This window comes from Rheinheimera sp. 4Y26 (genome assembly GCF_025245835.1).
Taxonomy (GTDB): domain Bacteria; phylum Pseudomonadota; class Gammaproteobacteria; order Enterobacterales; family Alteromonadaceae; genus Pararheinheimera.
In genome coordinates, this window is the sequence record NZ_JAOBWS010000005.1 from 94,404 (window position 1) to 111,616 (window position 17,213).

Annotated in this window: 19 protein-coding genes; 6 read left to right on the forward strand and 13 right to left on the reverse strand. The window is 49.3% G+C overall.

Going from position 1 to position 17,213, the window contains the following annotated elements:
• Positions 1–22: 22 nt before the first annotated feature.
• Complete coding sequence (locus tag N3Z11_RS08445) at positions 23–2,473, forward strand: EAL domain-containing protein (protein WP_260656728.1); 2,451 nt, start codon at positions 23–25, stop codon at positions 2,471–2,473.
• A gap of 86 nt (positions 2,474–2,559) precedes the next feature.
• On the opposite strand, the gene N3Z11_RS08450 is transcribed toward N3Z11_RS08445, so the two are convergent.
• The 3 genes from N3Z11_RS08450 to N3Z11_RS08460 form a co-directional block, all read right to left on the reverse strand.
• Positions 2,560–3,396: a S1 RNA-binding domain-containing protein gene (locus N3Z11_RS08450; RefSeq protein ID WP_260656729.1), complete on the reverse strand. Its 837-nt coding sequence runs from the start codon at positions 3,394–3,396 to the stop codon at positions 2,560–2,562.
• Positions 3,397–3,398: 2 nt separating this feature from the next.
• Entirely contained in the window at positions 3,399–3,965 is a 567-nt protein-coding gene (locus N3Z11_RS08455; RefSeq protein WP_260656730.1) for a YaeQ family protein, read from the reverse strand.
• 99 nt (positions 3,966–4,064) lie between these two features.
• Positions 4,065–4,262, reverse strand: a complete 198-nt coding sequence (locus N3Z11_RS08460; protein WP_260656731.1) for a DUF2061 domain-containing protein — start codon at positions 4,260–4,262, stop codon at positions 4,065–4,067.
• A gap of 281 nt (positions 4,263–4,543) precedes the next feature.
• Here N3Z11_RS08460 and N3Z11_RS08465 point away from each other — a divergent pair, with 281 nt between their 5' ends.
• Entirely contained in the window at positions 4,544–4,843 is a 300-nt protein-coding gene (locus N3Z11_RS08465) for a hypothetical protein (protein ID WP_260656732.1), read from the forward strand.
• 38 nt (positions 4,844–4,881) lie between these two features.
• Here the strand turns inward: N3Z11_RS08465 and N3Z11_RS08470 are convergent, their stop codons facing one another.
• Together N3Z11_RS08470 and N3Z11_RS08475 are read right to left on the reverse strand one after the other, a co-directional pair.
• Complete coding sequence (locus tag N3Z11_RS08470; RefSeq protein WP_260656733.1) at positions 4,882–6,399, reverse strand: DUF3413 domain-containing protein; 1,518 nt, start codon at positions 6,397–6,399, stop codon at positions 4,882–4,884.
• A gap of 6 nt (positions 6,400–6,405) precedes the next feature.
• Positions 6,406–6,630, reverse strand: a complete 225-nt coding sequence (locus tag N3Z11_RS08475) for a DUF1414 domain-containing protein (protein WP_260656734.1) — start codon at positions 6,628–6,630, stop codon at positions 6,406–6,408.
• A gap of 70 nt (positions 6,631–6,700) precedes the next feature.
• Here N3Z11_RS08475 and yejK point away from each other — a divergent pair, with 70 nt between their 5' ends.
• The gene (yejK, locus tag N3Z11_RS08480; protein WP_260656735.1) at positions 6,701–7,747 is read left to right on the forward strand and encodes a nucleoid-associated protein YejK; all 1,047 of its coding nucleotides are present in this window, start codon (positions 6,701–6,703) and stop codon (positions 7,745–7,747) included.
• A 57-nt stretch (positions 7,748–7,804) separates the two neighbouring features.
• Here the strand turns inward: yejK and N3Z11_RS08485 are convergent, their stop codons facing one another.
• The 5 genes from N3Z11_RS08485 to N3Z11_RS08505 all read right to left on the reverse strand — a co-directional run bounded on the left by N3Z11_RS08485 (position 7,805) and on the right by N3Z11_RS08505 (position 10,852).
• Positions 7,805–8,077, reverse strand: coding sequence for a DUF2897 family protein (locus N3Z11_RS08485; RefSeq protein ID WP_260656736.1), 273 nt, complete (start codon positions 8,075–8,077; stop codon positions 7,805–7,807).
• The gene (locus N3Z11_RS08490) at positions 8,074–8,751 is read right to left on the reverse strand and encodes a M15 family metallopeptidase (RefSeq protein ID WP_260656737.1); all 678 of its coding nucleotides are present in this window, start codon (positions 8,749–8,751) and stop codon (positions 8,074–8,076) included. Before N3Z11_RS08490 ends, N3Z11_RS08485 begins: the two co-directional genes overlap by 4 nt.
• A complete protein-coding gene (dapE, locus tag N3Z11_RS08495; protein ID WP_260656738.1) occupies positions 8,751–9,878 on the reverse strand; it encodes a succinyl-diaminopimelate desuccinylase in 1,128 nt (375 codons plus the stop codon). The genes N3Z11_RS08490 and dapE overlap by 1 nt, the downstream gene beginning before the upstream one ends.
• Positions 9,879–9,904: 26 nt before the next feature.
• Positions 9,905–10,258, reverse strand: coding sequence for an ArsC family reductase (locus tag N3Z11_RS08500; protein ID WP_260656739.1), 354 nt, complete (start codon positions 10,256–10,258; stop codon positions 9,905–9,907).
• A gap of 81 nt (positions 10,259–10,339) precedes the next feature.
• Complete coding sequence (locus N3Z11_RS08505; protein ID WP_260656740.1) at positions 10,340–10,852, reverse strand: PTS glucose transporter subunit IIA; 513 nt, start codon at positions 10,850–10,852, stop codon at positions 10,340–10,342.
• A 632-nt stretch (positions 10,853–11,484) separates the two neighbouring features.
• Here N3Z11_RS08505 and yfbV point away from each other — a divergent pair.
• The gene (gene yfbV, locus N3Z11_RS08510) at positions 11,485–11,931 is read left to right on the forward strand and encodes a terminus macrodomain insulation protein YfbV (protein ID WP_260656741.1); all 447 of its coding nucleotides are present in this window, start codon (positions 11,485–11,487) and stop codon (positions 11,929–11,931) included.
• Positions 11,932–12,004: 73 nt separating this feature from the next.
• Here the strand turns inward: yfbV and N3Z11_RS08515 are convergent, their stop codons facing one another.
• Both N3Z11_RS08515 and xthA read right to left on the reverse strand, forming a co-directional pair.
• Positions 12,005–12,640: an energy-coupling factor ABC transporter permease gene (locus tag N3Z11_RS08515; RefSeq protein WP_260656742.1), complete on the reverse strand. Its 636-nt coding sequence runs from the start codon at positions 12,638–12,640 to the stop codon at positions 12,005–12,007.
• A 103-nt stretch (positions 12,641–12,743) separates the two neighbouring features.
• Positions 12,744–13,553: an exodeoxyribonuclease III gene (gene xthA, locus N3Z11_RS08520; protein ID WP_260656743.1), complete on the reverse strand. Its 810-nt coding sequence runs from the start codon at positions 13,551–13,553 to the stop codon at positions 12,744–12,746.
• Positions 13,554–13,697: 144 nt separating this feature from the next.
• Here xthA and N3Z11_RS08525 point away from each other — a divergent pair, with 144 nt between their 5' ends.
• Entirely contained in the window at positions 13,698–14,405 is a 708-nt protein-coding gene (locus tag N3Z11_RS08525) for a M48 family metallopeptidase (RefSeq protein ID WP_260656744.1), read from the forward strand.
• Between the two features lie 290 nt (positions 14,406–14,695).
• Positions 14,696–15,436, forward strand: a complete 741-nt coding sequence (gene deoC, locus N3Z11_RS08530; protein WP_260656745.1) for a deoxyribose-phosphate aldolase — start codon at positions 14,696–14,698, stop codon at positions 15,434–15,436.
• Positions 15,437–15,466: 30 nt separating this feature from the next.
• Here deoC and N3Z11_RS08535 read toward each other — a convergent pair whose 3' ends face one another.
• Positions 15,467–17,104: a tetratricopeptide repeat-containing response regulator gene (locus tag N3Z11_RS08535; protein ID WP_260656746.1), complete on the reverse strand. Its 1,638-nt coding sequence runs from the start codon at positions 17,102–17,104 to the stop codon at positions 15,467–15,469.
• Between the last annotated feature and the right edge of the window lie 109 nt (positions 17,105–17,213).

Consider the following 17,213-nt stretch of genomic DNA (forward strand, 5'->3'; position numbering starts at 1 on the left):
TCTGTATTATGGATCCTGTACTATGACCCGCGCTATGGATGAGTGGTCTGCAGCCCAGCCTGCCGATGTAGCAGAGCTACAACAACAAAACAAAACCTTGTTGGCTCAACGCCATGAATTGTTGCAGCAAAACCTGCAGCTGCAACGTGAAACCTCTATTCTGCACCTGATCAACAAACTGGCGTTACAGCTCAATGAGTTGATGACTCCCGCCGATATTTATCCTTTTGTCGCGCAGCAAGTCGCCGCAGCCCTTGGTTTTGAAGATTGTGCTATTTTTGTCGCCGACGCCAAAAGCCGTACTCTGACCCGGGTGGCCGCTGTTGGGTCCAGAGACTTGCCGCATCATCAGGGCTTAGGCGTATTGTCTTATGGCCAGGGCATAGTCGGGCAGTGCGCGGTGCAGCAACAAAGTATTCTGGTGGCCGACACCAGACAGTGCCAGCATTATCTGAAGGATGTTTCAGAGCGGTTATCTGAGCTCGCCGTACCCGTACTGGAGCAAGGCGAATTATTGGCCGTGATTGACTGTGAGCAGTGGGACGCGCATTTTTTTAATGATCAGCATCAGCAGATCCTGGAGCATGTTGCCTCTATTCTCAGCAGCAGATTACGTAAATTGCAGGATTTGGCGGCCCTTGAGCTGTCCATTAAAAAGCTGGAATATGCTGAGCTGGTACAAAAGGCATTATTTAATATTGCCTCACTGAGTTACGACGCCGACGACTTTAATGCTTTTTACCAGCATATCCACCAGAACGTCAGTTCGTTAATTTACGCGCCAAATTTTTATATTGCTTTGTATGATGACAAAGACGAAGTGCTGCATTTTCCCTATTTTGTTGATACTACTGAACATATCAGCCCAACTACCATTTACCCCAAGGAAATTCTGGCCAATAGCCTGACCGGCTATGTGTTTCGCACCGATGAGCCGCTGTTGGCCGACAGGGCACTGCTGGAAGAGTTTGACCGCACTAAGGTGGTGACCGCCTATGGCTCAGCGCCCGAAAGTTGGCTGGGGGTGCCATTTCGCTCCGGCGACGCTGTGCGTGGTGTGGTGGTGGTACAAAGTTATGATCCCGGCATCAGTTATGATCAAAAAGATTTAGAGCTGCTGACCTTTGTGTCCCAGCATATTTCCAGTGCGCTGGAGCGGGCTTTTGTGCAGCAAAGACTGCGGCATCAGGCGCTGCATGACGCGCTGACTAATCTGCCAAACCGGCTGTTATTTATCGACAGAGTTAATCACGCTTTTAAACGGCGGTTTCGCTATCCGGATAAACTGGTGGCAGTGCTCTATCTGGATTTAGACAGATTTAAAATGGTCAACGACACTCTGGGTCATCAGGTTGGGGACGAGTTTTTAATCGCAGTGAGCGGAGCACTGAAAAGCTGTCTGCGGCAAAATGACACCCTGGCGCGCCTTGGCGGTGATGAGTTTGCCATTTTGCTGGAAGACGCCAAAACAGTGCCTGATGTGATTGAAGTGGCAGAGCGAATCGCAGCAAAATTGCAACAGCCCTTTGTGCTGAAGCAGCATCAGTTGCAAACCTCCACCAGCATTGGTATTGCGCTGGCGGATGTCACTACTGAGCAGATGGACACGGACGAGCTTATTCGCCGTGCGGACATTGCCATGTATCAGGCGAAACAGGATGGCCGGGGTATTTGGCGGCAATTTTGCAGTGAAATGGACTTTGCCACCACCGCCCACTATCAGCTGGAAACTGAACTCAAAGCTGCGCTGCAACAAAGCCAGTTTGTACTTTATTATCAGCCTATTATCGATTTATCCAGCGAAGAAACCTTAGGTTTTGAGGCGTTGATCCGCTGGCAACACCCGGAGCGGGGTCTGTTGTCGCCTGCCGACTTTGTGCCGCTGGCGGAAGAGCTTGGACTGTTAACCCAGATTGATTTATATGTTGTGCAGGCTGCGGTGAAACAGTTAAACGCATGGCGGCTTGATTTTGCCAACCCTTTTTATGTCAGTGTTAATGTGTCGGGTCGCAGTTTTTCCGATGCTGATTTTTCGCATAAGGTGCTGGATTTACTGGCGCAGGCAGGGGTGCAGCCGCATTATCTGGCGATTGAAATTACTGAAAGTGCGCTGATAGATAAAATGGCGCAGGCAAAAATCAGCATTGATTGTTTAAGAGAGGCCGGCGTGAAAGTGTTGCTGGATGACTTTGGCACCGGTTATTCCAGCTTAAGTTATCTGCACGAATTTCAGCTGGATGTGCTGAAAATTGACCGCAGTTTTATTGCCGGCATCCGCCCGAGAATTCAGGAAAATCCGGTCGTAAATACCATTATTACCCTGGCAAAAACCCTGTCACTGACCGTCATTGCCGAGGGCATTGAAACCAGCTTACAACGTAAATTGTTATCAGAACTTGGTTGTGACGCTGGTCAGGGTTATTGGTTTGCCAAAGCGCTGACGGCCAAAGAAGCCAGCAGCTGGCTGCGCTAATCAGTGGTTTCTGTTAAACATTTTTATCAATAAAAAAGGGCTGGGTTTTACCCGGCCCTTTTATGTAGATATTGCGCAAAACAGCCTTAAAAGCTTATTTTTTTCAATAGGATGCGGGTTGGCTCAATATCAATTTTGCCTTCTTTCATCAGGCCACCAATGGCTTGTTTAAACACTTTTTTACTAACGCCAAAAGCTGCATAAATGGCTTCAGGTTCACTTTTATCCGACAGGGGCAGTTCACCACCGGCGCTGCTCAGTTTTTCGATGATTTGCTCCGCAAAACTACTGGTTTTGGCATAACCGGGTTTGTCGAGCAACAAATCAATTTTGCCATCGTCCCGCACCTTGCCAATATAAGCTTTGCAGCGATAACCGCGGCGCAGTGGCTTAAACACCTGATCTTTATACAACACACCCCAATGAGCGTTATCCACCACGGCTTTGTAACCCAGATCTGTAGGTTCAGTGACGACAATCTCAACTTCATCACCACGCTGATAAGACGGCTGGGTTTTACCGATAAATTTATCCAGTTTGCTGGAGGCCACAATCCTGTTGCTGCGGTCGACATAACAGTACACCAGGTAGCTGTAATCCTGCTGCATCGGCACTGCCTGCTCGGAAAAAGGCACCAGTAAGTCTTTTTTCAGGCCCCAGTTTAAAAAGGCGCCCACTTTGGTGGTGGCCACGACTTTGAGCTGCGCCACCTGGCCCACCATCACCAGCGGTTTTTCAGTGGTGGCAATCAATTGATCTTCAGAGTCGAGGTATAAAAACACTTCCACTGAACTGCCTAAATCCAGATCTTTGGGCACATAACGGCGCGGCAGTAATATGTCGCCCCAGCTTTTGCCGTCCAGATACACGCCAAAATCAACCTGTTTTTTCATCACTAAGGTGTTGAGTTTGCCTAAAAACATAATTACTCCAGGGTAAAAAGAGGCGATGCTGCGGTTTTCAGCACGACGGGGTTGATCACCACAGATTGTTGATTGTCAGCAAACCACAGCTGACCTTCCTGAATGGTACATTGCAGCTGCATACTGCGCTGACAAAGTGTAGCAAGTGCGGCAGATTCATCCGCTTTGATGGCGACCACCGTCAGGTTACTGAGCTCCTGCGCACTTTTTTGTGCGTCTTTCCACCATTTATCCACCACAGTACCGCCATAAGCCAGCACCAAACCTTGTTTGGCTCTGTGGCTGGCGCGGCGCAGCAGTTTTTCATCCGGTAACCCGAGTTCAACCCAAAGCTCAATTTCGCCACTTAAGTTGTGCTGCCACAGATCCGGCTCGCTGTCCTCGGAAATGCCTTTGCCAAAGATCAGACGTTCATCAGCACAGAGGGTAAAAGCGACCAGCCGTAACATCATGCGCTCAATGGTTTCAGACGGATGTTGTGCCAGAGTCAGGCTGTGGGTTTGATAATAATGCCGTGTCATATCGGCAATCGCGAGTTCAGCTTTATAAATGGTTGCTTTGAGGGCCATGCGCCAGAAATCCTGCTTCCCGTGGCATCACGGGCTGGGTGTCGGAAAAAGGCGCTAGTGTAAACCTTTTTCAGCGCTGAAGGTATGGTATGTTGTAAATCAGAGCTGCGCGGCTGGCGTAAGTTTCTGTTGTTGCAGCCGCTGCCAGATTTTTTCGTGAAAAACATAACCTATGGTATTCACGGCAGGTTCCACCAACGCAATTAAACCGCCGATCAGCATGTCGCCGCTTAATAAATAAGCCACAGTGAAAGCAATGCTAAAGTGCATCAGGGCAAAAGTCAGGGTTTTTAGCATGGCAACAGCTCCGCTCAAAGTTGATAGGTAAATGCTAGTTATTCGCAATTAAAACCGCCAATGTGATTAATAACTTGTTGTTATCGGAAAAATTCATCAATGCCATTGGCGCGAGCGCTGTTAGTTATTAGTGCAGCTGCTTTGTTCTGTGCTGGCGTTCTAAGCGCAGGCTCGTGGCAAATAAAGCAGACAAAATCCGGGGCTTTGCCGAACGCCTGGGCATGGGCAGCAGCCTTTGCCGCAGGTAAACTAACGCAATAATGTGCAAGCAGGTGATAAATATGAGTATGGATTGCCGTGATTTTCTGGACGTAAAGCAGTATGAGTTTTTACTGAATTATTTTATGCGCCGGCAAAAAGAGCTGGGTCTGGCCGCTTTGGCGGAGCCTTTGTCGTATGATGGGGACAGTCAGTATGACCGGCTGGCGGCGCAGTTGATGGCTGAAGCAGCGCTGGCGTATAAAGAGCGTTTTGCCGAGGCTGCGCCGGCAATTGTATTTACCAATTTATTTCATCTGGCTGAGCTTGAATTAAGCGGCAAAAGGGTAGTCAGGCCCAAAGTCAGTAAAAACATGCAATAAAAAGCTGCAACTGCGGGCTGAGCCAACCTTTATTGCTGTTATTGTGAGGGCAAACGTTTCAGCGCATCAGTCAGCATCGGCACGTCGAGCCGCTGCTCCAGCCGCACAGCGGTACCGGCCGACCAGACGCTAAAACTGCCGTCTTCTTCTACCAGCAACATCTTGTCTTTACGGAAGCTATATAACTGATTATTGACAATATTCAGCTTGGTTTGGCTTTGTGGCTGCAACAAATTGTCGCCAGTCCAGTTTTGCTGGTTAAAACAGCCGAGTTCAGCCAGCAGGGTGGGTAAAATATCCAGATGCTGTGTCACGTCGCTGATGCGTTGATGCTGTAACTGTGGCCAGCGATACCAGAAAGCTGCTGCGCCCAACGCAAACTTGTCGCTGTGACCCGACAGCTCCAGCACCAACACTGTGCCTTCTGCTGCTTGCTGCACTCTGGTCGTCAGATCCGTGTCCTTATCCAGAAAATGCCAGTGTAACAGCGCCTTATTGTCTGAATAAGTGCTCAACCAGGGCAGCTGTTGTTGCCAGCTGGCCGTGGCTTCAAAGGCCACATAAGCCTCTGGTAACTGACTTAACCAGGTTGGTTGTTCTGCCGGTTTATTCGGAGCCATGTCGGCATATAACAAATTATTCAGTGCCTGGTCTGCGGCGACCGGAGCAAAATGAGTTTCCATCCTGCGCAGACCAAGCTGTTTCAGCTGCTGTTGTTGGACGCTGGTTAATGCGGGCAGCACCAACACATGCAACGGCGCTGTATTAGCCACTGCGGCGCAGCTTAATTGCACCGGCTTTTGACGCAGCGCGTCGGGTGCCAGCCAGTTTTGTTGTAACCCGCTGGCGGTAATTGCTGTGGCAGAATTATCCAGCAGATTATAACGCGCCAGCATAGTACGGGCTGTTGCCGGATAACTCAGCGGCAGAATATTGTCTTGCCGGGTAATGGTATCGTTCTGACTGGCATCTCCCCAGATATGCAACAGGTGGCTGAGCACAAAACAGCCAAGGAGGATCACCAGCGCCGGTTTGCCGCTACCCGAGTGGCTTAAGCGGGCGATTTTTTTCCAGCAAAAGTTACTGAGCACCAGTTGCACCGACAACAACAGCGTGCCCACTGCGGCTGTGATCAGCACAAAGTTGCGTAAATTAGTCACCACCTGCTGGCGTAATAAATCTAAGGTTTGTTCATAAGAGGCACTGCCTGCGTGATAACCCAGACTATGGTAGACGTAAGCATCAAAAATCAGAGCAACAAAACCACAGGTCGCCAGCACTGCGGCCAGGCCGCGGACATGGCGCTGATAAGGGAAAATCAGACTGACCGGAAAGATGGTGATAATAAAAAATAAAAAACATAAAAAGGCGGTATGACCCAGCCAGGTGACCAGCAGATAAGCCCAGCCTAACACCGACTGTGGCAGTGGATCGGCGAGGAAATAACTGCCGGTTACAACCAGCGCCAGCAATATATTAAAAAAGGTAAACCAGTGCCCCCAGCGTAACAAGCGGTCAATTTTATTGACGAGTGACAGGTTTTGCTCGAGCACCATAACGGCTTAGTGCGCCTTGCTGCTAACGGCGTCCTGTAACGCCTGGCTGAAGTGTCTGGCCACTTCACCCTGCTGCGCGGCAGGAACATTGGTTTTGATAATGTGGCTGATGGTATTGCCAAGGCACATCAGGCTTAATTCGGTGGTGGCGTTTTGTTGCCGCAAGGTTTCCAACAGAATGTTGACGAGGGTTTCGATTTGCTGGTTGGAATACTTGGATTGGATCGGCATGAATTACTCTGAAATTAACTGAATGAAACAGGTAGAATATTAACAGAAATCCATTTAAACAGGAAAACTTATGTCTGTCGATGTGCACTTGCTGGCCATTAATTATATCGAAGCCAATGAATCTGCTCAGTTAACCGCACATTTCCGTCAGGAACTGGTACCGGTCAGTCAGCATGTAGCTTTGTTAATTGAACAACTGCATTTGGCCTACAACGGCAAACCGGCCAAAGGTTATGCCGCCTTTAGCAGTGACAAAAATCCGGAGTTTTGTGAAGCCATTCATCAGTGGCAACAACAGGAACGAAATTTTGTCAGTCTGGCTGAACTGGCCACTGGTCAGCTGGTGGTTGAACTGACCAAACATCAAATTCCGGAAACCGGTTATTTTATGTTGTGCCATTACCGTTATCTGGCTAATGAGTATCTGTTTATTGCCCTGTTGGGTAGCAAAGAACATTTTTCGGTGTCGGCCGATTTACAACTGTCCAGTGCCAAACATCTGGATATTGCCCGCATGCAGCTGGCGGCACGGCTTGATTTAACGGAGTATCAACTGGCGCCTGAGCAGGGCAAATACATCAGTTTTATCCGCGGCAGAGCAGGACGCAAAGTTGCAGATTTTTTCCTCGACTTTTTAGGTTGTGAAGAAGGGGTGGACCCCAAACAAAGCAGCAAAATGGTGCTGGCGTCGGTGGAAGAGTATCTGGCCGAAGGCGACTATGACAGTGCGGAAAAACACGATGTACGCAAACAGGTGTACCAGTATTGTGAAGAACGCGCCAAACAAGGTCAGGATGTGACTTTGCAGGAGCTTTCTGCCACAGTTGACAGTTCAGACGACAACGCTTTTGCCCGTTATTGTGCTGAACGTGAACTGCCGGTGGCTGAGCAGTTCCCGGTGGATGTGAAAGAGTTAAAAACTCTGGTGAAATTCTCCGGTGCCGGTGCTGGTTTAAGTTTGAGTTTTGAGCAAAAACTGCTTGGCGACAGAGTGCAATATGACGCCGAACGTGATGTGCTGGTGATCAAAGGCACACCACCCAACCTGCGCGACCAGCTGCAGAAGTTTATCCGTGGTTATTCCAGTTTTGACCGCAATCAAAACCCATCTGAATAACAGAGGGGTTGAGCCTTGTAGCTGCTGTGGCTTTTTATCGCAGCAGCTTTACAACCTTTAGCTGTCGCCGCCGTCCGATCCGTCTGAGCTGTTCGCAGTGCTCTGCACGTCCTTGGATTTGGCCTCGTGATTTGTTTTGTCATTGTCATGGGTCACAGCAGGTGCCGTGCTGGCACTCGCCTGCACTTTTTGTTGCTGAGCCATGTTTTGCGCTTGTTTGGCGCGGGCTAACGGCCGTTGATTTTTTTTGCTGCCGTGTTTAAGTACAGCCAGATTGGCGGCGATTAATCCCACCACCAGCAATAACATGCCGATAAAAGTCCAGCTCACAGAGCCTCCTTATTGATGTTCAATACATAACGCTGAAAAATTTCCGGCAGATATTGCAGGACCAGCGCTTTTTCACAGAGTGAGCTGCCGGCAATAGCCTGCTGCAACATCTGTAGTTCAAATTGTTGCAGATACGCCTCTGCCAAAGGGCGGTAACTTAAATGCCAGGGTTCTGCGGCTACGCCACCCTGATAACTCCGGTAAGGCCGAAAAAAGCCAAAATCACCGGCATAACGGCTTAACCAGTGGCTCAGATGGGCAAAAGGGCCGCTGCTTTGATACTCAGTTTCCAACAGTTGCAGCTGATAATCAGCAGGCACAGCGGCGGCGTCAAACACATCCAGATCTGTACCCCAGTGATGCCGGCTGGCGCCTGGTAAAGCTGAATATAAAAGCACAGCTTCCAGTTTGGCAAAACCGCTGAGTTGTTTTATGTCGATCTGTTGTTGTGCCTGGTTATAAACGGCTCTTAAACCCTGCATTTTGCCATTCCAGATAACCGCCTGGCGGTCAAAATTGCGATAGGCCGAAACCGGCCTCAGTTCAATGCCATCCAGCCGTGCCGCCCGCTGCATCCTGATAAAAGCTGTGGCACTTTGCCGCTCGAGCTGCAGGCTATCAACAGCAACCAGATTTGGCTCAACGCGACCTGTCAGCAGCAGCGAGAGGTCCATCAGCACAACATCTCGTTGAGAATGGCTTCATACATATCCGTCAGAAGTTCCAGATCAGCCACGCTTACACATTCATTAATTTTATGAATGGTGCCGTTACAAGGGCCAAGTTCCAGCACCTGAGCACCTGTTGGCGCAATAAAACGCCCATCCGAAGTGCCGCCTGAAGTTTCCAGCGATGGGGTAAAACCCTGAATTTTCTCCACTGCATTGACGGTTGCAGCCACCAAAGCCCCGCTGTCGGTTAAAAACGGCAGGCCGTTCAGTACCCAGTCCAGTTGATAGCTCAGCTGGTGTTTATCCAGAATGGTCAACACTTGTTGTTGCAGCTGCTCCGCCGTCACTTCTGTGCTGTAGCGGAAGTTAAAAGTGAGGGTCATCTCACCAGGCACCACGTTTGTTGCCCCTGTACCGGCGTGAATATTCGAAATCTGAAAACTGGTAGCCGGGAAAAACGCATTACCATGATCCCAAACCTGCTGACTGAGTTCAGCCAGTGCCGGGGCGGCCAGATGAATAGGGTTTTTCACCAGATGCGGATAAGCCACATGGCCTTGCACACCTTTGATCGTCAGATAACCTGTTAATGAACCACGGCGACCGTTTTTAATCACATCACCCACAGCTTTGGTACTGGAAGGTTCACCGACCAGACACCAGCGGATTTTTTCCTGACGTGCTTCCAGCACTTCAATGACCCTTTTGGTGCCGTTGATAAAAGGACCTTCTTCATCACTGGTAATTAAAAAGGCGATATCGCCGCTAAGCTCTGGTTTTTTCGCCAGAAAGCGCTCAGTGGCCACTATCATGGCGGCCAGGCTGCCTTTCATATCAGCAGTGCCACGGCCATACATCATGCCGTCAATAATGGTGGGTTCAAATGGTGGGGTATGCCACTGCTCCAGCGGTCCTGTTGGCACTACATCAGTGTGGCCGGCAAAACAAAACAGCGGTTTGCCCTGGCCACGGCGTGCCCATAAATTTAAAGTGTCCTCAAAAAACATCGATTCAATCTGAAAACCGAGTTTGCTTAACCGCTGTGCCATCAGTTGCTGGCAGCCTTCGTCGGCGGGTGTGACTGAGGCACGGCGAATCAAATCGGCCGTCAGCGCCACGACCGGGCTCATTGTTGTTTCTGCTGTGCTCAAAGACGTCATTTTAAACCTGCCACAAGTTGCTGATATTGTTCGGCTTTAAAACCAAGATAAAAACGGCCATTGATATCCAGCAGCGGCCTTTTTATCAGTGCAGGCTGCGCCAGCATCAGCGCCATGGCTTTTTCAGCGGTCATATCGGCTTTTTGTTCATCCGGCAAAGCACGGTAGGTGGTGCCTTTGGTATTTAATAAAGCCTGCCAGCCAAGGTCAGCCACAAAATGTGCGAGTAGTTCCTGACTCAGACCATCGGCCCGGTAATCAATAAACTGATGCTCAACACCGGCCTGAGCTAAAAAAACGCGGGCTTTTTTCATGGTGTCGCAGTTTTTAATTCCATAAATTTTTATCATCGGTAGTCAGTATTCCGGGTTATACATCAACAAAAGCAGCTGCAGTAGCTTGCCCGCAGCGGGACGGTATGCAGCACAAGGTCAGGCGTTTTGGCCCTGACCTTGTACTGCCAGTTCAATAAAAAATAACGGGTCTTGCCCGGCCTGATGGTAACAACTGCGATACCAGATGGTGCCGAATCTGGCATGCTGTTTTAAGGTGATCAGGCAATACAAAGGTTGCACCCACTGACTAAGTAGCGCTGAGTCCACACAAAGCACGGGTTGTCCGGCTGCTACTTTGGCTATTTCATCAACAAGCCAATCAAATCCTTTGCCGTGCTGGTGGTAGCATTGTGGCGGAAAATGTATGTCCAGTTGCAGGCCATTGGCATGATGAAATCTCAGTTGTTGTCCGGCCTGATCCTGACGGCTACAAAGTCCGGCAAAGGGGGCAACCAGCTGATTTCCTTGCAAGTGCAGCAATACACCTTCACCAAGGTAACCGGCAGCAGCTGCAGGCTCCGGTGATTCGGACAATGGCAACACCAGACCGCTGGCCGGGCATTGGATCACAAGCCCTTTGCTGACAGGCAACACTGTGGTTTGTTGCATTCGGGAAAACGCCACCGGCATGTTGTTGTTTCTCCAACACAATAATGAAGCTGATAGTACCCAAACTCCGGGTGTAAAGGCTAGCGAACAATGGTGGTTTTTCGAAAGAAACAGCCACATAAAACAGCGCTGTAACTCAGACAAGCTGAGCATTGGCATTATTTTGCAGTTCTGAAAAAATGTAATTATGAGCATTTAGTGTGATTAATTCATGGTAGTCGGCATTTTTACCAGTCAACTTTCAGTGCCCTCCACTGTGGTGCCGGTTTTAATCAGAAAAAGTTGTCCACAGATTCTGTGGGTAACTTTGTGCATTTCTCTGTTTATGTTGTGTAAGTAATTGAAATTAAGGTATTAATGTGGATGGCATATTTTTTGTTATTTCGGCTCAGATGTAAAAGTGTGTGAAGAGGTTAAAAAATAACAATTTAGTCAGGTGTACAAAGGCAGCTGTGTATTTGTCCAGCTCTTTTCCGGCATGTAACCGCTGTTATTGTCGGGAAAACTTACATATCGTTGCAGTGCAGACTGTTTCCTTACAGCTTTTTTAGCCCTGAATGCACTGACAAACTGGCCGCAATCCCGGCAATTATGCTAAGGTAAAAGTCAGTACATCAGGTCGTGGGGTTCAGATGCAGCGCAGTTTAATTGCCACCCTGCAGCAGGGGGTTGTTTATAGTCAGACCTGGCCTTTGGTGAACGAGCTCAACAGTGTCTTTCCGGAAAATCAAATTATTCGTCTGACCAAAAGGGCGCAGCAGTTGTTGCCGGCCTTTAGTGTGATTTCGCTACTGGTACAGTTGCAATGGATGGGGCAAAGTTATCTGGCACCAGCCCTTGCCAGCACCTTATTTATGTTGTCATTACCGTTGCAAGGCTGGTACTGGCTGGGTAAAAGAGCCGATTCAGTGTTGCCGCCTGCCATGCTGCAATGGTATCTGGATATTGCCGATAAAATGCAGCAAAGCGGTGTTGCAGTGCCAAGACCTGCGGCCAAACCCTGTTATGCCGATCTGGCCACTTTGTTAAGCCTGGCTGTCAGGCAACTGGATAAAACTTTTATCCGTCAGTGTTTATAGTTACTTTAATCAGCAACTTGGTTTGTATAAAGAACCAGAGCGGTTTGCAGAACTGTCCGCTCTGTCAGCTGTGTTATTGTTCAGCATTCTGGCGATAAGTGGCTACCCATTCAGGGCGATATACCAGCAGCAGCGTGATGGCCATGCCATTTAAAATGGCTTCGGGCAGCGCCAATAAAGGCGATAACGCCAGATATTCACCAAGATCCAGTACAACATCTGGTTGCAATAGCCACAAAGCGCTGCTTTGCAGCAGCACAAAGCTGACTGTGCATAAAGCTGAGCCGATAAAAGCCGCGAGAAAAATATACACAAACAGGTGCTGACCAAATTGTCTGTGTACCAGATACAACTGCAGATAACTTTGTAAAGCAAGCACCGTCAGTACAGCCCAATCGGCCAGCCATAAAGTAGCTGAGCCCAGTTTAGCAGGGGCCACCAACCAGCTGGCGGCAACAGTGGTGAGTAATATTGCCGGGATCAGGCACAAACTAAGCCGAAGCCCAAGCAATAAGGTTACTGCTGTGATACCAAGAAAATGTAATGCCGGGCCTTGTGGCAGCTGAGCTTTCACCTGCCACAGTACCAGTAAACACAGGCCGCTCCCGGCAAACAGCTGACGCAAAAGCGGCTGTTGCCAGAGCTTCAGCAGCTTTTTATCCAGCGTTAAATAATAAAGCGGCAAAAGCCAGCACAACAGCCAAAGCATCCATCAGCTCCTGTAGTTATTTGCTGTGAAGCTGTGATCAGAATTCCGGCTGACGACACTGCGGTTGCAGTCACACTGGTGCACGTTGCTTGTCAGCGTTGCTTCAGAGGCTAAAGCTAGACCAAACCGGCGCATGATCCGAAGGTCTTTCCATGGCGCGCAGCTCATAATCAACATCCGACTCAACACATAAGGCGGCCAGCGGCGCTGTTGCCATCACCACGTCTATGCGCAGACCTCTGTTATCGTCAAAACCTTTGGAGCGGTAATCAAACCAGCTGTACCTTTCTGTACGCTCCGGGTGCAAAGCGCGGAAAGTATCCACCAGCCCCCAGTCTTTTAAACGTTGCAGCATGTCGCGCTCTTCTGGCAGGAATGAACATTTGCCTTCTTTTAACCAGCGTTTGCGGTTAGGTTCACCAATGCCGATATCCAGATCCAGCGGCGAAATGTTTATGTCACCTATCACTGCCAGTAGTTCGTCTGGTTTGTGGTTCTGTTCAAGATATTGCATTAAATCGGCATAAAACTTTTGCTTAGCCGGGAACTTGGTTGGGTGGTCGCGGTTTTCGCCCTGTGGGAAATAACCGTTTAATAACGTAAAGCTGCGGCCATCAGCCAGCGTCCAGCGACCAATCAGCATACGGCGCTGTGCGTCCGCTTCGTCGGTGGGAAAACCATACAACATAGTGTCGGCCGGAGATTTGCTCAGAATGGCCACGCCATAATGACCTTTCTGGCCAAAGTGATACACCGAATAACCCAGCGCTTTGACTTCATCCATTGGAAATTCATCGTCATGCACTTTAATTTCCTGCAGGCCAATAAAATCCGGCTGATGCGTTTGCACCAGAGCCGCCAATTGATGAGGGCGTGCACGTAGTCCGTTAATATTAAAAGAAATAATTTTCATAATGCCTGAGCCTGTCTGAAGTCAAAAATGCAATTGGCGCTCATCATAACATCAAGATTGCATGGCTGCTAAGGGGCAGTCTTGCCCGGATGAGGCTGCATCCGTTATGCTGCCGGGCCAAAAACAAGCCAGAGAATCCCATCCTTGTCTGAGATTTGCCAGTTTACCGCCATACCTTATCAGCTGAAGCCATCAGGGCGGCGGCGCAGTGTGGCACTTCAGATCCGCGATGGAAAACTGACAGTGCTGGCACCCACAGGTGTTGCCAAACAGCAGATCGATGGTTTTATATTACAAAAACAGCAATGGGTAGAGCGGCATTTACAGGTGCAGTTGCAGGCTGCTTTGCCGCCGGATTATTTATTGGCGGCTTTGTTACCGCTGCTTGATGAAAAACTGCAGTTAAAGGTGGTGAACGACAGCAGCAGTGCTGTGAGTCGTGATGGCCAGACCTTGTGGCTGCAATTATCTAACCGTGTGAGTACGGCAAGACGCCGGCAAAAACAGCTGGAGCTGCTAAGCGCCTGGTATCAGCAGCAGGCAGAGCTCTGGTTTGCAGCCAGAGTGACGTATTGGCAACAGCAAATGCAGGTTCAGGCCAGCGCAGTGCAAATCAAAAACTGGCAAAGTAAGTGGGGGAGTTGCACCAGCAAGGGGCAACTCAGTTTTAACTGGCGGCTGATGCTGGCACCTGGCTGGGTGGCCGATTATGTCGTGGTGCATGAACTGGCGCATTTAAGTCATATGGATCATTCCAGCGCCTTCTGGCAAAGGGTGGAGCGGTTTTACCCTGAGTTTAAACAGGCAAAACAATGGTTTAAACAGCATCAGCATTTGCTGCAGCTGGTGTAGCAACAAAAAAAGAGCTACAAAGGTTCATCCGTTTTATCTGCTGAAGTTTACTGCCTCCTTGGTGCCATCATGCAGTTGTCTGGGCTGTGGCGCAAATCTGGCGTGACGCCATCGCGCCATCCCTCCATCACGTCACCAAGCCGCCAGCAGGGTTATTTGTTGGTATTTCTGCGCTGCAGGGCTTTATTTGTGCCAACTATTTCTGCTTTAATCGCACACCCGACAAAGCGACTTAACAAGCCGGCACTCTTATAACAGCCAAAAGCCGGCCCGGATCCAGGACCTCTGCGATGACAAATCAACTCAAACTGCAGCAATTATTAAAGCTGCTCGATTTAACCCGTTTAACCGACAACGACAACAGCACTGAAATGGCCGCATGGTTGGCAGAGCACATGCTGAGCGCAAAATTGCCTGCTGCTTTTTGTGTGTATCCGGCGTTTTTAGGCCAGTGCCGTGCGCGGCTTGCGGAGCTTGGTGTACAAAGCACCCTGGCTACAGTGGTGAACTTTCCAACCGGCAATGCTGCGGCCGATATGGTGGTACAGGAAATTCAGCAGGCATTGGCACTTGGCGCCGATGAAATCGACTGCGTGCTGCCTTATCAGGCGTTGTTAGCCGGCGACACGGGCCGGGTAAAAAGCTTTTTGTATGATGTGCGTGAAGCCTGTGGTAAAGCTTGCCTGAAAATTATTATTGAATCTGGCGAGTTGGTCACTCCGCAACAAATTATTAAAGCCACTGAACTTGCTATTGAATGTGGGGCTGATTTTGTCAAATCGTCCACCGGCAAAGTACCGGTTGGTATTACCATGGAAGCGGCCCGTATTATGCTGACGGTGATAGCTGCGGCAAAACGTCCTGTTGGCTTTAAAGCCTCAGGTGGGGTTCGCACAGTGGCGCAGGCACTGGAGCTGATGGCGATGTATGAAGATATTACCGGTCGTCTGGCGCAGCCAGAGCTGATGCGTATTGGCGCCAGTGTGCTTTTTACTGAGTTATCTGCATTGTTGGCAGAGCCGCAAGCCTGATCTGCTTCGTTTAACATCAGCAATGGCGTTTTAGCTGCTTTGTTTTAATTCCTGACGGTAACCCTGATATTGCTGCTGTAACTCATTGTAACGCTGCTGGTGGTGTTCCATCAGTAGCGCCTGTTCGATGGTTCTAAACACCTGGCGGCAGCGTTGGTAAAGTGCCAGCGACTTATGTTTTTGCTGTGACTCCAGCACCTGTAGCATCGCCTGAATTAAGTTCAGTGCGGCGACCGTATTGGCGGGAGCCACCTGAAGTGCCTGCTCAAATAACTGCATCGCTTCCTGATATTTACCATCCTGATATCTATCCATTCCGGCTTTATTCAGCGTGCTCAGCTGCTGGCGTTTATCTTCAGATTGTTGCTGATGTTGCGCCAGCATATCGGCCAGCACCGGATCCGGCGTGGTGTGACTGCTGTATCTGGCAAAAAAATGGTCGGCGCCTTCAAATTCACCGATGTCCATTAGCAGCATCACCAGATCCGGCGTTTCGGCTTCAGTGCCTGTCATGGTGTCACACACCTTGTCGGCAGTTTTTTTCGCCTGATGAAAACGACCTTCAATGGCGTCCAGCCGCGCCATACAAAGTTGTTCAAAACGTTCAAAATCAACGTCTTTTAGTGCCAGTTCGTCTTTTTGACTGCGGTGCAATAACAGCAGGGTTTCCTGTTGTAATTTATTGCGTTTGGCTGGCTCATCCAGGCTACCGATGGCGTCGAGCATGGTTCTGATGTAATTGAGCAAATGCATCACATCTTGTTTGGCGGTGCGCCGGGTTAACTCGTAAATTTGTTTGCTGGCCTGTACCATATCCAGTGGGCTGGTGGCCTGACGGGCAACGCGCAGCAACAAATATTGGCGGCCAAGTTGAAAAGGTGCGATATCAATGGCCTGATTGATACTTTGCATGGCTCCGGCAGTATCGCCCTGTGCCAACTGACAATGGCATTTAATATCCAGCGCCTGGGCACAAAGCCGGTTGACCTCAATAATCTCATCACATAACTGAGTGCAGCTTTGATAATCCTGTTGTTGTAATCTGGCACGGGCGGAAAGTAGCAAGGCCCAGGTGGGGCGTCTTTGTTGCATGCTGTCGCCGAGCAGCTGCTCAAGTGCCGGGAAGTTTTGCTGATTTAATAAAGTTTCTGCCAGTACCCGCCGGCAATATTGTTCATAACGGCCATTGGCAGCAATTTCCTTCTCACATTCGGCAATCACATCCTCGCTTTGACGCTGATATAAAGCTTCATATAAAGCGGCTAAGTGCTGTTTTTTTTGTTGTAGTTTGAGCAGGCGGGTCTTGAGCAGGCTCTGTGAAAAAGGTTTGATTAAATAGTCGTCTGGTTCGGTTTCAACTGCACTCATCACCATGCTGACGGTGTTTTCACCTGTAACAATAATAAAAATGGCGCTGGGTTTGAGTAGTTGTTTTTCTCTTAAGTCTTCCAGTAACTGACGGCCGTTTTTACCGGCGCCAAGGTTATAGTCGACAAACAACAAATCAAATTCGGTTTGGCTGCATCTGTTTAGTGCCTGCTCGCCACTGTTGGCAAACTGGATGTTGGCCATGCCTAAACTTTTCAGAATACCTTTGAGCATCACCTGAAAAGGGCGCTGATCATCAACCACCAGTATATGAAGTCCAGACAGAGCTAATTTGTGCATGCGGCAAGCCGGCCAACTAAACCTGGTAAGATTGTGAGAAACAAAAGGTGAATTCGCAAGTTTGTAAACAGCTGAAATGTGTTGGTTTTATTTGTTTTGAACAGATGTA